The 15,203-nt window shown below is 72.2% G+C and carries 11 protein-coding genes; 8 read left to right on the top strand and 3 right to left on the bottom strand.

Going from position 1 to position 15,203, the window contains the following annotated elements; translation table 11 throughout:
- The first annotated feature begins 111 nt into the window (after positions 1-111).
- Genes PUR71_RS02525 through PUR71_RS02515 form a run of 3 tightly spaced genes read left to right on the top strand, consistent with a single transcriptional unit; the run spans position 112 to position 2,902 of the window.
- Positions 112-936 carry an ABC transporter ATP-binding protein gene (locus PUR71_RS02525; protein ID WP_329924635.1) on the top strand — a complete coding sequence of 275 codons (825 nt, stop codon included), beginning with the start codon at positions 112-114 and terminating at the stop codon, positions 934-936.
- Entirely contained in the window at positions 926-1,795 is an 870-nt protein-coding gene (locus PUR71_RS02520; protein WP_443077327.1) for an ABC transporter permease, read from the top strand. The genes PUR71_RS02525 and PUR71_RS02520 overlap by 11 nt, the downstream gene beginning before the upstream one ends.
- 33 nt (positions 1,796-1,828) lie before the next feature.
- Positions 1,829-2,902 carry an ABC transporter substrate-binding protein gene (locus PUR71_RS02515; RefSeq protein ID WP_329924634.1) on the top strand — a complete coding sequence of 358 codons (1,074 nt, stop codon included), beginning with the start codon at positions 1,829-1,831 and terminating at the stop codon, positions 2,900-2,902.
- Between the two features lie 71 nt (positions 2,903-2,973).
- On the opposite strand, the gene PUR71_RS02510 is transcribed toward PUR71_RS02515, so the two are convergent.
- Positions 2,974-3,876: a sucrase ferredoxin gene (locus tag PUR71_RS02510; protein WP_329924633.1), complete on the bottom strand. Its 903-nt coding sequence runs from the start codon at positions 3,874-3,876 to the stop codon at positions 2,974-2,976.
- A gap of 134 nt (positions 3,877-4,010) precedes the next feature.
- A complete protein-coding gene (locus tag PUR71_RS02505; RefSeq protein WP_329924632.1) occupies positions 4,011-6,461 on the bottom strand; it encodes a DNA gyrase/topoisomerase IV subunit A in 2,451 nt (816 codons plus the stop codon).
- 264 nt (positions 6,462-6,725) lie between these two features.
- On the opposite strand from PUR71_RS02505, the gene PUR71_RS02500 reads away from it, so the two are divergent.
- The 3 genes from PUR71_RS02500 (at position 6,726) to PUR71_RS02490 (ending at position 10,979) form a co-directional block, all read left to right on the top strand.
- Positions 6,726-8,072: a M16 family metallopeptidase gene (locus tag PUR71_RS02500; protein WP_329924631.1), complete on the top strand. Its 1,347-nt coding sequence runs from the start codon at positions 6,726-6,728 to the stop codon at positions 8,070-8,072.
- 20 nt (positions 8,073-8,092) lie between these two features.
- A complete protein-coding gene (locus tag PUR71_RS02495; protein WP_329924675.1) occupies positions 8,093-9,457 on the top strand; it encodes a M16 family metallopeptidase in 1,365 nt (454 codons plus the stop codon).
- Between the two features lie 328 nt (positions 9,458-9,785).
- Positions 9,786-10,979, top strand: a complete 1,194-nt coding sequence (locus tag PUR71_RS02490) for an RtcB family protein (RefSeq protein WP_329924630.1) — start codon at positions 9,786-9,788, stop codon at positions 10,977-10,979.
- Between the two features lie 70 nt (positions 10,980-11,049).
- Here the strand turns inward: PUR71_RS02490 and PUR71_RS02485 are convergent, their stop codons facing one another.
- Positions 11,050-11,331 (bottom strand): HPr family phosphocarrier protein, encoded by a 282-nt coding sequence (locus PUR71_RS02485; RefSeq protein WP_329924629.1) that lies wholly within the window; start codon positions 11,329-11,331, stop codon positions 11,050-11,052.
- A 229-nt stretch (positions 11,332-11,560) separates the two neighbouring features.
- Here PUR71_RS02485 and PUR71_RS02480 point away from each other — a divergent pair, with 229 nt between their 5' ends.
- Positions 11,561-14,494 carry a bifunctional acetate--CoA ligase family protein/GNAT family N-acetyltransferase gene (locus PUR71_RS02480; protein ID WP_329924628.1) on the top strand — a complete coding sequence of 978 codons (2,934 nt, stop codon included), beginning with the start codon at positions 11,561-11,563 and terminating at the stop codon, positions 14,492-14,494.
- A 92-nt stretch (positions 14,495-14,586) separates the two neighbouring features.
- The gene (locus PUR71_RS02475; RefSeq protein WP_329924627.1) at positions 14,587-15,186 is read left to right on the top strand and encodes a DUF5998 family protein; all 600 of its coding nucleotides are present in this window, start codon (positions 14,587-14,589) and stop codon (positions 15,184-15,186) included.
- The last annotated feature ends 17 nt before the right edge of the window (positions 15,187-15,203 follow it).

Raw genomic sequence — 15,203 nt, 5'->3', positions numbered from 1 at the left:
ACGAGCAGAACACCCCTCAATGCGGAGAAGTCGCACTACGCGGAGAAGCCTCCCGCCGGGGCCCGGCCCGCTCCTACCTTCTCGGGGCAAGCACTGACCCCGGAGGTCACGATGAGTACCACACCGGCGATCGAGCTGATCGGCGCCACCAAACGGTTCCGCACCCCCTCGGGGGCCCTGCACACCGCCGTCCGCGATCTCGACCTGACCGTCGCCCAGGGCGAGTTCGTCGCCGTCGTCGGCCCGACCGGCTGTGGCAAGTCCACCACGCTGACGCTGGTCAGCGGCCTGGAGGAGCCCACCGAGGGCGAGGCCCGGGTGTACGGGGAGCCGGTCCACGGGATCCACCCCCGGGTCGGGTTCGTCTTCCAGCAGGACGCCGTCTTCCCCTGGCGCACCGTCCTGTCGAACGTCATGGCCGGCCCGCGCTTCCGCGGCGTGCCCGCCGCCGAGGCCAGGGAACGGGCCCGCGACTGGCTCGGCCGGGTCGGGCTCGGCGCCTTCGAGGACCGCTACCCGCACCAGCTGTCCGGCGGCATGCGCAAGCGCGTCGCGCTCGCCCAGACCTTCGTCAACGACCCGGACATCCTGCTGATGGACGAGCCGTTCTCGGCGCTGGACGTGCAGACCCGTGCGCTCATGTCCGACCAGTTGCTGGAGCTGTGGGCCGGTACCGGTTCCTCCAACAACGCGGCGTCCGTCGTCTTCGTGACGCACGACCTCGACGAGGCCATCGCGCTCGCCGACCGCGTGGTCGTGATGACCGCCGGTCCGGCGACCGTCAAGGAGGTCTTCACCGTCGACCTGCCGCGACCGCGCACCGTGGAGGCCGTCCGCCTGGAACCGAGGTTCGTCGAGCTGTACCGCGAGATCTGGGCCTCGCTCGGCGAAGAGGTGCGCATCACCCGGGAGAGAGGAGCGGGTCGTGCCGCTTGAGACCGCGTCGGCCGTGCCCGGCGCACCGGCCGCCCCCACCAGTAGAACCGAGGCCCGCGAACGGGCCGCCCGCAACCGGAGGTTGGGCGTGTACGCCGCCCGGTTCGCGGTGCTCGCCGCCTTCCTGGGCCTGTGGGAGGTGTGCGCCCGGACGAAGGTCATCGACCCGTTCAACTTCTCCCAGCCGTCCAGGATCTGGGACCAGATCTGGCAGTGGATCACCCACGGCACCGCCCAGGGCTCGCTCGGCGAGCAGATCGGCTACACCCTCTACGAGGCCCTCACCGGCTGGGTGATCGGCGTCGTCGCCGGTGTGCTGCTGGGCATCGCGCTCGGCCGGATCCGCTTCCTTGCCGATGTGTTCGGGCCCTACGTCAAGGTGCTCAACGCGATCCCGCGCATCGTCCTCGCGCCGATCTTCCTGATCTGGTTCGGCCTCGGCCCGGCCTCCAAGGTCGCCTCCGCGGTGGTGCTGGTGTTCTTCCCGGTGTTCTTCAACGCCTTCCAGGGCGCCCGCGAGGTGGACCGCAACCTCGTCGACAACGCCCGGATCCTCGGCGCGGACAACCGCAAGGTCACCCTCCAGGTCGTCATCCCGGCCGCCACCACGTGGATCTTCACCAGCCTCCACGTCAGCTTCGGCTTCGCGCTGATCGGCGCCATCGTCGGCGAGTACATCGGCGCCACCAAGGGCCTCGGCCTGCTCGTCGCCGCCGCCCAGGGCACCTTCAACGCGGCCGGTGTGTACGCCGCGATGACGATCCTCGCCGTCGTCGCGCTGCTGACCGAAGGCCTGCTGACCTTCGCCGAGAAGAAGCTCTTCCGCTGGAAGCCCGCCGACGCGGGCGACGGCCGCTGAATCCCCCTCCGCAGTAGAGAGGCACCCCCACCCATGCGCCCGAACCCGACCGGCAGAGCCGCTGCCGCCGCCCTCGCCGCCGCCCTCCTCCTCCCGCTCTCCGCCTGCGCCAACGACGCCGCCACCTCGGCCCACGGCGCCGCCGCCCCGGCCGGCCGGCAGGTCGACGGCCCCAAGGTCAAGATCATGGTCGGCGGCCTGGACAAGGTCATCTACCTCCCCGCGATGCTCACCCAGCAGCTCGGCTACTTCGCCGACGCCGGCGTCAACGTCGAGCTGCTCACCGAGCCCGCCGGCGTCAACGCCACCACCGCCCTGCTCGCCGGCGACGTCCAGGGCGCCGTCGGCTTCTACGACCACACCATCGACCTGCAGGCCAAGGGCAAGAACGTCGAGTCCGTCGTCCAGTTCGCCCAGGCCCCCGGCGAGGTCGAACTCGTCTCCGCCAAGCAGGCCGACGCGATCAAGTCCGGCGCCGACTTCAAGGGCAGGAAGCTCGGCGTCACCAGCATCGGCTCCTCGACCGACTTCCTCACCAAGTACCTCGCGGTCAAGAACGGCGCCTCCGTCAGCGACTTCAGCCCGATCGCCGTCGGCGCCGGCCAGACCTTCGTCGCCGCGCTCCAGCAGGGCAGCATCGACGCCGGGATGACCACCGACCCGACCGTCGCCAACGTCCTCGACAAGGGCCTCGGCAAGGTCCTCTACGACATGCGCACCCCCGAGGGCTCGCGCCAGGCGCTCGGCGGCCTCTACCCGTCGTCCTCGCTCTACATGGTCACCGACTGGGTGGAGAAGAACAAGGACACCACCCAGAAGCTCACCAACGCCTTCGTGAAGACCCTCAAGTGGATGTCCACGCACACCCCCGAGGAGATCGCCGCGAAGATGCCCGCCGACTACGCGCAGGGCGGCGCCGAGCAGTACGCGGCCGCGATCAAGTCGACGCTGCCGATGTTCACCACGGACGGCGTGATGCCGGCCGACGGGCCCAGGACCGTCCTCGCCGTCCTCGCCGCCTTCCACCCGGACGTGAAGGGCAAGGAGGGCTCGATCGACCTCTCCCGCACCTACACCACGGAGTTCGTCGGCAAGGCCACCGGCTGACCCCGGACCGGAACGGCGGTCCCGCGCTCACCCCCACGGGCGCGGGGCCGCAGCTTTCGGGTGCGTCCGCCTCAGACGCCCCGCACGCTCAGCACGTCCATCCGCGACGGCGTGCCCTCCGCCTTCCCGCAGCTCTCCGGACGCGGCGGCTCGCTCCGGCCCTCCAGCACGTCCACCTCCCACGCCCGGCCGTCCGCGTGCAGCACCGTGACCAGCCAGCGGCCCTCGCCGTCCGGCCGCTGCACCACGGTCAGCGCGTCCACCCGCGTCTCGCCGATCGCCAGCCGCACCGCGTGGTCCGCCGCCTGGCCCGGCCGCTCCCAGCCCGAGCAGCCCCGCGACCACTGCGGCGCCATGTGCCCCGCCGCCGTCGCCGCCAGCACCTCCTTGGCCGTCTCCGCCGTCAGCCGCCCGTACGCGTAACCGGACGGCAGCACCAGCATCGTGGGGGAGAAGCGGTGACCGCCCAGGTGCGTCACCTCCCACACCTCGCTGTGACCCGCCGCCGCCAGGTCCGCCGCCAAGGGCCGGCCCAGCAGCGCGCAGCAGCGGTCCCGCCGCCCGTTCGTGCACACCAGCGCCACCGGCCCGCCCACGTGCTCCGCGCCGAAACCCGTGTGGTCGCCCACGCCCAGCGCCGCGAAGTCCAGCGCCAGCAGCTCCGCCGGATCGGCCACCGCGCCCCGGCGCACCCAGCCGCGGCCCGGCACCGTGTGCGCCACGATCACCTCGTGCTGCGGCGTCGGCAGGCAGTCCGCGTGCCGGCCCGGCCGGCGGATCAGGGCCACCCGCACGCCCGTCCCGGCCGTGGCGGCCTCCAACGCGCGCCCGGTCCCCGCGTCCAGGTGGCTCTCGCCCAGCGCCTTCGCGCCCCACGGCCCGTTCTGCTCCACCAGCAGCCAGGTGGTCGCCACCGCCGCCGTGGCGGCCAGCGGCTCCGAAAGTTCACGCGACCGCGTCGCACAGGTGCTCACGCGGGCAAGGCTACCCTCAGCCCTCCCGGCCGCCCCGCGCGTGACGGGCACCGCCCACCGGCCCCGGAACGGCGGAGGAGGGGCACCCGACGGGCACCCCTCCTCCGCTCACGCGCTCACGAGCGACCCGCCGGTCACGCCGGACCCGCGACCACCGCGATCGGCGTCGTCACCGGCGTGCCCGAACCGTCCCGGCGCGGATCCCGCTCCGGCAGCTCCACCGGAGCACCCTTCGCCGTCGCCGCCCGGGCCGGCACCGCACCCGCCCAAGCGAACGCCAGCACGTCCTCACCGCGCAGGAACCGCTGGCAGCGGACACCGCCCGTCGCCCGCCCCTTGCGCGGGTACTGCTCGAACGGCGTCACCTTCCACGTCGACTGCTCCTCGCCCGTCAACGTCCCCGACGCACCCGCCACCGACACGACCACCGCGTCCGCCGCCGGATCCACCGCCGTGAACGACAGCACCCGCGCCCCGTCCGCCAGCTTGATCCCCGCCATGCCACCCGCCGGACGACCCTGCGGACGCACCTGACCCGCCGGGTACCGCAGCAGCTGCGCGTCCGACGTGATGAAGACCAGGTCCTCCTCGCCGGTGCGCAACTCCACCGCACCCACCAGCTCGTCACCCTCCTTGAGGGCGATCACCTCGAACTCGTCCTTGTTCGCGGGCCACTCCGGCACCACCCGCTTCACCACGCCCTGCACCGTGCCCAGCGCCAGCCCCGGCGACGACTCGTCCAGCGTCGTCAGCGCCAGCACCCGCTCACCGGTCTCCAGCCGCAGGAACTCCCCGACCGCCGCCCCGCCCGCCAGCGTCGGCGACGGCGTCGGCGGCAGCGCCGGCAGATCGATCACCGGCAGCCGCAGCACCCGGCCCGCCGACGTCACCACGCCCACGTCCGCCCGCGCCGTCGCCGGTACCGCCGACACGATCACGTCGTGCTTCGCCCGCGCCTCCGACACCTCGAACGGCTCCCCGTCCGCCGTCCGCGCCAGCAGACCCGTCGACGACAACAGCACCCGGCACGGATCGTCCGCCACCTCCAGCGGCACCGCCAGCGCCGCCGTCGGCACCGCGCCCGCCTCCAGCAGCACCGTCCGCCGCTCCGTCCCGAACTGCTTGCCCACCGCGCCCAGTTCGGACGACACCACGCTGCGCAGCTTCGCGTCCGACTCCAGGATCTCCCGCAGGTCCGCGATCTCCGACAGCAGCTTCGCCTGCTCCTGCTCCAGCTCGACCCGGTCGAACCGGGTCAGCCGGCGCAGCGGCGTGTCCAGGATGTACGCCGTCTGCGTCTGCGACAGCGAGAAGCGCTCCATCAGACGCTCCTTCGCCTGCCCCGCGTTGTCGCTCGACCGGATGATCGCGATCACCTCGTCGATGTCGACCAGCGCCACCAGCAGGCCCTCGACCAGGTGCAGGCGCTCCTCGCGCTTGCGCCGGCGGAAGTCGCTGCGCCGCCGCACCACCGTGAACCGGTGGTCGACGTACACCTCCAGCAGCTCCTTCAGCCCCAGCGTCAGCGGCTGGCCGTCCACCAGCGCCACGTTGTTGATGCCGAACGTCTCCTCCATCGGCGTCAGCTTGTACAGCTGCTCCAGGAGGGCCTCCGGCACGAAGCCGTTCTTCACCTCGATCACCAGCCGCAGCCCGTGCTCGCGGTCGGTCAGGTCCTTGACGTCCGCGATGCCCTGCAGCTTCTTCGCGTTGACCAGGTCCTTGATCTTCGAGATGACCTTCTCCGGGCCGACGTTGTACGGCAGCTCCGTCACGACGATGCCCTTGCGGCGCGCCGTCACCGCCTCCACCGTCGCCGTAGCCCGGATCTTGAACGTCCCGCGGCCCGACTCGTACGCGTCCCGGATCCCCGCCAGGCCCACGATCCGCCCGCCCGTCGGCAGGTCCGGACCCGGCACGAACCGCATCAGCGTGTCCAGGTCCGCGTTCGGGTGCTTGATCAGGTGCCGCGCCGCGGCCACCACCTCGGACAGGTTGTGCGGCGGCATGTTCGTCGCCATGCCCACCGCGATGCCCGTCGCGCCGTTCACCAGCAGGTTCGGGAACGCCGCCGGCAGCGCCAGCGGCTCCTGCTCGCTGCCGTCGTAGTTGGGCCCGAAGTCGACGGTGTCCTCGTGGATCGACTCCACCATCGCCATCGCCGCGGCCGTCAGCCGCGACTCGGTGTAGCGCATCGCCGCCGGCGGGTCGTCGTTGCCCAGCGAACCGAAGTTCCCGTGCCCGTCGATCAGCGGCAGCCGCATCGAGAACGGCTGCGCCATCCGGACGACGGAGTCGTAGATCGACGCGTCGCCGTGCGGGTGCAGCCGGCCCATCACCTCGCCCACCACACGGGCGCACTTCACGTGCGCGCGCTCCGGACGCAGGCCCATCTCGTTGGCCTGGTACAGGATCCGCCGGTGCACCGGCTTCAGACCGTCCCGCGCGTCGGGCAGCGCGCGCGAGTAGATCACCGAGTAGGCGTACTCCAGGAAGGAGCCCTGCATCTCGTCCACGACGTCGACATCGAGGATCCGCTCCTCGAAGTCTCCGGGCGGCGGGGTCTGCGAACTGCGGCGGGCCATCGCGGCGGGGCTCCCTTACGTCTCGCTTGCTCTGTGTCTCGGTCAGTCTCTGTCGTCATGCCGGCTGTCCCTGTCTGAAAGGACGGGGGACAGGGCGCGGCGCCCCCATTGTGGACCCTCGCACCGACACTCCCGGCCAGCGCCCCTCTTCCGCCCCTGGCGAACGCCCCCTCCGCGCGGACACATCCGCGCCCCCCGCGCGTTGCACCACAATGGGGGACGCCACACGAACCCCGACATCGACGACGGGAAGGACCCGAGCGCATGGCCAACCCGGCCCCCGCCTCCAGCCGAGGCATCGCCATCACCGAGCACCGCCTGGCCAACGGCCTGCGCGTCGTCCTCTCCGAGGACCACCTCACGCCGGTCGCCGCGGTCTGCCTCTGGTACGACGTCGGCTCGCGCCACGAGGTCAAGGGCCGCACCGGCCTCGCCCACCTCTTCGAACACCTCATGTTCCAGGGCTCGGCCAACGTCTCCAACAACGGCCACTTCGAGCTCGTCCAGGGCGCCGGCGGCTCGCTCAACGGCACCACCAGCTTCGAGCGCACCAACTACTTCGAGACCATGCCCGCCCACCAGCTGGAGCTCGCCCTCTGGCTGGAGGCCGACCGCATGGGCTCCCTCCTCGCCGCACTCGACGAGACCTCCATGGAGAACCAGCGGGACGTCGTCAAGAACGAGCGCCGCCAGCGCTACGACAACGTCCCCTACGGCACCGCCTTCGAGAAGCTCACCGCGCTCTCCTTCCCCGACGGCCACCCGTACCACCACACCCCCATCGGCTCCATGGCCGACCTCGACGCGGCCACGCTGGAGGACGCCCGCACGTTCTTCCGCACCTACTACGCGCCCAACAACGCCGTGCTCTCCATCGTCGGCGACATCGACCCCGAGCAGACCGTCGCCTGGGTCGAGAAGTACTTCGCCAGCATCCCCGGCCACGACGGCAAGCAGCCCCCGCGCTCCGGCGAACTCCCCGACACCATCGGGCGGGAACTGCGCGAGGAGATCCACGAGGACGTCCCCTCCCGCGCCCTCATGGCCGCCTACCGCCTCCCGCACGACGGCACCCGCGAGGCGGACGCCGCCGACCTCGCCCTCACCATCCTCGGCAGCGGCGAATCCAGCCGCCTCTACAACCGCCTCGTGCGCCGCGACCGCACCGCCGTCGCCGCCGGCTTCGGCCTGCTCCGCCTCGCCGGCGCCCCCAGCCTCGGCTGGCTCGACGTCAAGACCTCCGGCGACGCCACCGTCCAGCAGATCGACACCGCCGTCGACGAGGAACTCGCCCGCTTCGCCGCCGAGGGCCCCACCCCCGAGGAACTCGAACGCGCCCAGGCCCAGATCGAGCGCGAATGGCTCGACCGGCTCACCACCGTCGCCGGCCGCGCCGACGAACTCTGCCGCTACGCCGTCCTGTTCGGGGACCCCAAGCTGCTCAACGACGCCCTCCCCAAGGTCCTCGACGTCACCGCCGAGGAGGTCCGGGCGGTCGCGAAGGCCCGGCTCCACCCCGACAACCGGGCCGTCCTCGTCTACGAGCCGACCACGGCCGACACCGACGCCGCTTCCGACGCCGCTTCCGAAGAGGAGGGTGCCGCCGTATGAGCACCGACTACGTCCCCGCGATGACCTTCCACCCCCAGCCCAGGCCCGGCACCCCCAGCCCCTGGGCGTTCCCCGCCCCCGAGCGCACCGCCCTGGCCAACGGCATCACCGTCCTGCACTGCCACCGCCCCGGCCAGCAGCTCGTCGCCGTCGAGGTCCTCCTCGACGCCCCGCTCGCCGCCGAACCGGTCGGCCTCGACGGCGTCGCCGCCATCCTCGCCCGTGCCCTCAGCGAAGGCACCGACACCCTCACCGCCGAGGAGTTCGCCGGCGAACTCGAGCGCGCCGGCGCCACCCTCGACGCCCACGCCGACCACCCCTGCATCCGCGTCTCGCTCGAAGTCCCCGCCTCCCGCCTCCAGCGCGGTCTCGCCCTCCTCGCGGACGCCCTGCGCGCCCCCGCCCTCCCCGAGGACGAGATCGAGCGGCTCGTCGCCAACCGCCTCGACGAGATCGTCCACGAGCAGGCCAACCCCGCCCGGCGCGCCGCCAAGGCCCTCTACGCCGAGCTCTTCGACGCCGCCGACCGCCTCTCCCGCCCCCGCAGCGGCACCGCCGACACGGTCAAGTCCATCGACCGCGCCGCCGTCAAGGCCTTCTACGACGCCCACGTCCGGCCCGCCACCAGCACCGTCGTCGTGGTCGGCGATCTCACCGGCGTCGACCTGCCCGCGCTCCTGGAGAGCACCCTCGGCACCTGGACCGGCACCGCCGCCGCGCCCTCCGTCCACGCCCCCGTCACCGCCGACGACCACGGCCGCGTCGTCATCGTCGACCGGCCCGACTCCGTCCAGACCCAGCTCCTCATCGGCCGCATCGGCCCCGACCGCCACCACCCCGACTGGCCCGCCCAGACCCTCGGCACCTACTGCCTCGGTGGCACCCTCACCTCCCGCCTCGACCGCGTCCTGCGCGAGGAGAAGGGCTACACCTACGGCGTCCGCTCCTTCGCCCAGCCGCTGCGCTCGGCCGCCGACGGCAGCGGGCGCGCCCTGCTCGCCATCAGCGGCTCGGTGGACACCGCCTCCACCGCCCCGGCGCTCAAGGACGCCTGGACGATCCTGCGCACCCTCGCCGCCGAGGGCCTCACCGACGCCGAGCGCGACGAGGCCGTGCAGTTCCTGGTCGGCGTCGCCCCGCTCAAGTACGAGACCGCGGGCTCGGTCGCCGGCACCCTCGCGGACCAGGTCGAGCAGCACCTGCCCGACGACTACCAGGCCGAGGTCTACCGCCGCCTCGCCGAACTGCCCACCGCCGAGGCCACCGAGGCCGTCGTCGCCGCCTTCCCGCCGGACCGCCTGGTCACCGTGCTGGTCGGCGACGCCGCCGTGATCGCGGACGACGTGCGCAAGCTCGGCATCGGCGAGGTCACGGTCGTCAGCTGACCCCTTCCGCCGGCCGCAGCCAGGCCCGCCGGAGCGCTCGCCGCTCCGGCGGGCCTGGCGCGTTTCTAAATCCGTTGCGGGCCCCGGCCGTTCCGTGGATAGATGTTCCCCGGCACACAACACGTGCGAAGCGAACTGCGACGAACGAAGGGAGGCGGTCACCATGCGGGTCGAGCGAACCATACGACGACGCTCCCCAAGGCCGTACTCCCGCTGTGCCGCCCTGGGCGTCTGAGCCCCACCCCTGAACTTCCCCGCGCCACACCGGGATTCTCATTTTCGTGTGGCAACTCCTTCTGGACCGAGCGACCTTGGAGGTCGAACACCCATGTCGTACACCGAGGTGCCCGGAATCCGGGTCCCGATCCGGATGTGGACCGACCCGGCCACCGTCGAGGGCCAGGCCATGCAGCAGCTGCGCAACATCAGCTCGCTGCCGTGGCTCCACGGCCTCGCCGTCATGCCCGACGTCCACCTGGGCAAGGGCGCGACGGTCGGCTCCGTCATCGCCATGAAGGACGCCGTCTGCCCGGCGGCGGTCGGCGTGGACATCGGCTGCGGAATGAGTGCGGTGAAGACCTCCCTCACCGCCAAGGACCTCCCGGACGACCTGTCCCGCCTCCGCGCCAAGATCGAGCAGGCCATCCCGGTGGGCCGCGGCCTCCACACCGACCCGGTCGACCCGCGCAAGCTCCACGGCTTCGCGACGGCGGGGTGGGACGACTTCTGGCAGCGGTTCGACGGTGTGGCCCCGGAGGTGAAGTGGCGCCGGGAACGAGCCATGCAGCAGATGGGAACCCTCGGCGGAGGCAACCACTTCGTGGAGGTCTGTGTCGATACGTCAGGTTCTGTGTGGCTGATGCTGCACTCGGGATCGCGCAACATCGGCAAGGAGCTCGCGGAGCACCACATGGGCGTCGCCCGCTCGCTGCCGCACAACCAGGGGCTGGTGGACCGGGATCTCGCGGTGTTCATCGCGCAGACCCCGCAGATGGCGGCCTACCGCCAGGACCTCTTCTGGGCCCAGGAGTACGCGACGAACAACCGCGCGATGATGATGACGCTCTTCCAGGACGTCGTCCGCCGGGAGTTCGTGAAGGCGAAGGTCACCTTCGACGAGGTCATCAGCTGCCACCACAACTACGTTGCCGAGGAGCGCTACGGCGGCGTCGACCTGCTCGTGACCCGCAAGGGTGCGATCCGGGCCGGCTCCGGCGACTACGGGATCATCCCGGGCTCGATGGGTACCGGTTCCTACATCGTCCGCGGCCTCGGCAACGCGGCGGCGTTCAACTCGGCCTCGCACGGCGCCGGCCGGAAGATGAGCCGGACCGCCGCGAAGCGGCGGTTCACCACGAGCGACCTGGTCGAGCAGACCAAGGGCGTGGAGTGCCGCAAGGACAGCGGCGTCGTGGACGAGATCCCGGGTGCCTACAAGTCCATCGAGAAGGTCATCGAGCAGCAGAAGGACCTCGTCGAGGTGGTCGCCCACCTGAAGCAGGTCGTCTGCGTCAAGGGCTGACATCGGCAGTCGCGATGCCGAGAGGGGTGCACCGCGCTGCGGTGCACCCCTCTCGGGCTGGTCCGCCCGCTCAGGCGGCGGCGGGGAGCTCTTCGAGGCCTTCGGCGACGAGCTTGGCGAGGCGGTCGAGGGCCTCGTCGGCGTTCTCGGCCTCGGTGGCGAGGACGACCTCTTCGCCGCCCTGGGCGCCGAGCGCGAGCAGGCCGAGCATGGAGGCGGCGTTGACGGGGTTGCCGCCGGGCTTGGCGATGGTGATCGGCACGCCGGTGGCCGTGACGGCCCGGACGAAGATGGATGCGGGACGGGCGTGCAGGCCCTCGGGCCAACCGATGGTGACGCGGCGCTCGGCCATGAGACGTGCCTTTCCGGTGCAGCTGGTCACGGCCGTGCTCGGGGAAGCGGCCATGTTGTCTAGACCAGTGTTGCATGCAGTCGACCTCTGCGAGCCGCCGCGTTCGGGAGTTGTGATTGTTTCTTTTCGGGGCATTTTCCGCGCATAAGGCCCGGCCAGCGGCCCTGCCCACCCTGCCGCGCGTGCACGCCGGGCGCCATTCGGCCCGCCGCCGGATAACCTGACGATCGTGGACGACTCCGCGGCGGCGCAGCACCCAGGGCATCCGGACTATCCGCAGCACTGGGAGGCCGACATCCTGCTGCGCGACGGTGGCACGGCCCGGATCCGGCCGATCACTCCCGCCGATGCCGGACGGCTGGTGGAGTTCTACGAGCAGGTCTCGGACCAGTCGAAGTACTTCCGTTTCTTCGCGCCCTATCCGAAGCTCTCGGACAGGGACGTGCGCCGGTTCACGCACCACGATTTCGTGAACCGGGTGGCGCTGGCCGTGGTGGTCCGGGACCGATTCATCGCGACGGTGCGGTACGACCGGATCGACGCCGAGGGCCGTCCGTCGGAAACCGGGACGGATGCCGAGGTGGCGTTCCTGGTGCAGGACGCGCACCAGGGCCGCGGGGTGGCGTCGGCGTTGCTGGAGCACATCGCGGCGGTGGCGCAGGAGCGGGGGATCCGTCGCTTCCAGGCGGAGGTGCTGCCGGAGAACCGGAAGATGGTGAAGGTCTTCACGGATGCCGGTTACACGCAGCGCCGGAGTTTCGCGGACGGCGTGGTGCACCTGGAGTTCGACCTGGAGCAGACGGACCGCTCGCTGGCGGTGATGCGGGCGCGGGAGCACCGTGCGGAGGCGCGTTCGGTGCAGCGGCTGCTCACGCCGCGGTCGGTGGCGGTGATCGGGGTCTCGCGCAATCCGCAGACGGTGGGCCGGGCGTTGCTGCGGGATCTGCTCGGTAGTTTCGACGCCGAGTTCGACAGTCGCCGTTTCGAGGGTGAGCCGGTCGAAGGAAACGGGGACGGGAAGCGCGCCGTGCGTCCGGTCTACGCGGTGAACCGCAAGGCCCCGGTCGGGACGGAGCTGGACGGCGTCCCGGTGTACCGCTCGATCCTGGAGGTCCCGGGCCCGGTGGACCTGGCCGTGATCGCCGTTCCCGAGAGCGCGGTGCCGGAGACGGTCGCCCAGTGCGGCGCGCACGGGGTGCAGGGCCTGGTGGTGGTGACGGCGGGGTACGCGGAGACGGGTCCGGAGGGCCGCGACCGCCAGCGGGCGCTGGTGCGCCAGGCCCGGGCGGCGGGGATGCGGGTGATCGGCCCGAACGCCTTCGGCCTGATCAACACGGATCCCGAGCAGCCGTTGAACGCCTCGCTGGCGCCGCACCTGCCGCGGCGCGGGGGTTTCGGGATCTTCTGCCAGTCCGGCGCGATCGGGGTGGCGCTGCTGGAGGCGGCGCACCGCAGGGGGCTGGGCGTCTCGTCGTTCGCGTCGGTCGGCAACCGGTCGGACGTCTCCGGCAACGACTTCCTGCAGTACTGGGCGGAGGACGACGCGACCGAGGTGGTGCTGCTCTACCTGGAGTCGTTCGGCAACCCGCGCAAGTTCACCCGGATCGCCCGCCGCCTGGCCGAGGCGAAGCCGGTGGTCGTGGTGAAGGGCGCGCGCCACACCGGGAGCCTGCCGCCGGGCCACGCCGTCCCGGCCACGGCGACGGGGCTGCAGGACGCGACGGTGGACGCGCTGTTCGAGCAGGCCGGGGTCACCCGGGTGGAGACGATCACCGAGCTGTACGACACGGGTGAGTTGCTGGTCCAGCAGCCGCTGCCGCCGGGGGACCGGGTCGCCGTGGTCGGCAATTCGGACTCGCTGGGCCTGCTGACGTACGACGCCTGCCTGAGCGCGGGCCTGCGCCCCCGGACGCCCGTCGACCTGACCACCGGCGCGACCGGCGAGAACTTCCGGATCGCGCTGGACGTCGCGCTCTCCGATCCCGCCGTGGACGCGGTGATCGCCGTCGCGATCCCGCCGATCGGCACGTCGGCGCACGCGTTCATGGGCGGCCGGCTGGCCGGCCCGGAGGATCCGGAGATGGGTTCGGACGATCCGGAGATCGCCACCGCGCTGCTCGAAGCCGGCGAGCGGGCAAGGGAGTTGGGCAAGCCTCTGGTGTTGGCGCACCTGGCGCTGACCGATCTGCCGCTGCGGCTGCGCCCGGGCGGCATCCCGGCGTTCGCGGCGCCCGAGCGGGCGGTGCGGGCCCTCGCCCACGCGGTGCACTACGCGCAGTGGCGGCGCCGGACGGCGGAGGCGGAGGAGACGGCCCGGGTGCCGGAGCTGGACCGGATCGACGAGCCGGGGGCCCGGGTGCTGGTGGACGCGGTGCTGAACACGCGGGTCGCTGTCTCCCGCCCGTCGCCCACCACGACCCTCGTTCGAGGCGCCACGCGCCGCTCGCTCTTGATCCGCACGCAGCCGGGCGGCGCCCGGATCACGCTGCCGGACGCGCAGGCCCGCGCGCTGCTGGCCCACTACGGCATCGACGTCTCGCCGACCCTGCCCGCCCCGGACGAGGAGACCGCGGTGCGGGCGGCCTCGGCGCTGGGTTACCCGGTGGCGCTCAAGGCGACCGCGCCGCACTTGCGCCACCGCCCCGACCTGGGCAGCGTCCGCCTGGACCTGACCGGGGAGCCGGGCCTGCGCCGGGCGCACCGCGAGCTGGACGCCCTGCTCGGCGGGGCCGCGCAGGCGGAGCTGGTGGTGCAGCGGCTGGCCCCGCGGGGGGTGGACACCGTGATCGGCGCCACGGTCGACCCGGCGGTGGGCGCGATCCTGTCCTTCGGTCTGGCGGGGGCTCCGGCCGAACTCCTGGGCGATGTCGCGCACCGGCTGGTTCCGGCCACCGATCAGGACGTCGCCGGGCTGATCCGGGAGGTCCGGGCGGCTCCGCTGCTGTTCGGCTGGCGGGGCGCGGAGGCGGTGGACACGGGCGCGCTGGAGGAACTGCTGCTGCGGGTGTCGCGGCTGGTGGACGACCTGCCGGAGGTCGCGTCGGTGGATCTCGAACCGGTGGTCGTGGCCCCGCACGGGCTGGCGATCCTGGGGGCACGGGTGCGCATCGCGCCGCTGCCCGTCCGCAGTGATCTGGGCCCGCGCGCCATGAGCAGCCTGTAACCTTCCTTGGTTGCGCCTGCCCGTGGGCGCTGTTGTCCGAAGCTCGGCGCCGCGCCGCCCGCTTCGTCGGCGGACCATGCCAGGATGGAGTTATGGCGAAGACCGGTACCACCACCACTCAGGACCTGCGCTCGGCGATCGAGCGCAGCGGCTACTACCCGGCCCTGGTGTCCGAAGCGGTGGAGTCCGCGGTTGGCCCGGAGCCGATCAGTTCGTACCTGGTGCACCAGGAGACGACGTTCGATGCCAACGAGGTGCGCCGCCACGTGACCGTGCTGGTGCTGACCCCGACCCGCTTCGTGGTGAGCCACACGGACGAGCAGACCGGGGACGCCGCGAGCCCGTCGGTGCCGCTCGCGACGACGTCGACGGAGAGCGTCCGGCTGGATCGGATCGGTTCGGTCGTGGTGAGCCGGATGGTGGCGAACCCGGAGACCTACACACCGGGCACGCTGCCGCGCGAGGTCGTGCTGACGATCGGCTGGGGTGCGGTGCAGCGGCTGGACCTGGAGCCGGCGGGCTGCTCGGATCCGAACTGCGAGGCGGACCACGGCTACACGGGTTCGGCGACGGCTGACGACCTGTCACTGCGGGTGAGCGAGGCCGGCGACGGCCCGGAGACGGTCGCGCAGGCGCTGGTGTTCGCCCGGGCGCTGTCGGACGCGACGGTGAGCAACGGCCCGCGGGCCTGAGTCCCACCGTCGTCCGA

The sequence above is a fragment of the Streptomyces sp. SP17BM10 genome (genome assembly GCF_036322405.1).
Taxonomy (GTDB): Bacteria; Actinomycetota; Actinomycetes; order Streptomycetales; family Streptomycetaceae; genus Kitasatospora.
This window is presented reverse-complemented; position numbering and strand designations above follow the sequence as displayed.

Bases quoted from the DNA above. Each gene is read 5' to 3' on its own strand.
- PUR71_RS02490 (WP_329924630.1), top strand. From the start codon at position 9,786: ATGTCGTACACCGAGGTGCCCGGAATCCGGGTCCCGATCCGGATGTGG.
- PUR71_RS02505 (WP_329924632.1), bottom strand. From the start codon at position 6,461: ATGGCCCGCCGCAGTTCGCAGACCCCGCCGCCCGGAGACTTCGAGGAG.
- PUR71_RS02525 (WP_329924635.1), top strand. From the start codon at position 112: ATGAGTACCACACCGGCGATCGAGCTGATCGGCGCCACCAAACGGTTC.
- PUR71_RS02485 (WP_329924629.1), bottom strand. From the start codon at position 11,331: ATGGCCGAGCGCCGCGTCACCATCGGTTGGCCCGAGGGCCTGCACGCC.
- PUR71_RS02500 (WP_329924631.1), top strand. From the start codon at position 6,726: ATGGCCAACCCGGCCCCCGCCTCCAGCCGAGGCATCGCCATCACCGAG.
- PUR71_RS02475 (WP_329924627.1), top strand. From the start codon at position 14,587: ATGGCGAAGACCGGTACCACCACCACTCAGGACCTGCGCTCGGCGATC.
- PUR71_RS02515 (WP_329924634.1), top strand. From the start codon at position 1,829: ATGCGCCCGAACCCGACCGGCAGAGCCGCTGCCGCCGCCCTCGCCGCC.
- PUR71_RS02495 (WP_329924675.1), top strand. From the start codon at position 8,093: ATGACCTTCCACCCCCAGCCCAGGCCCGGCACCCCCAGCCCCTGGGCG.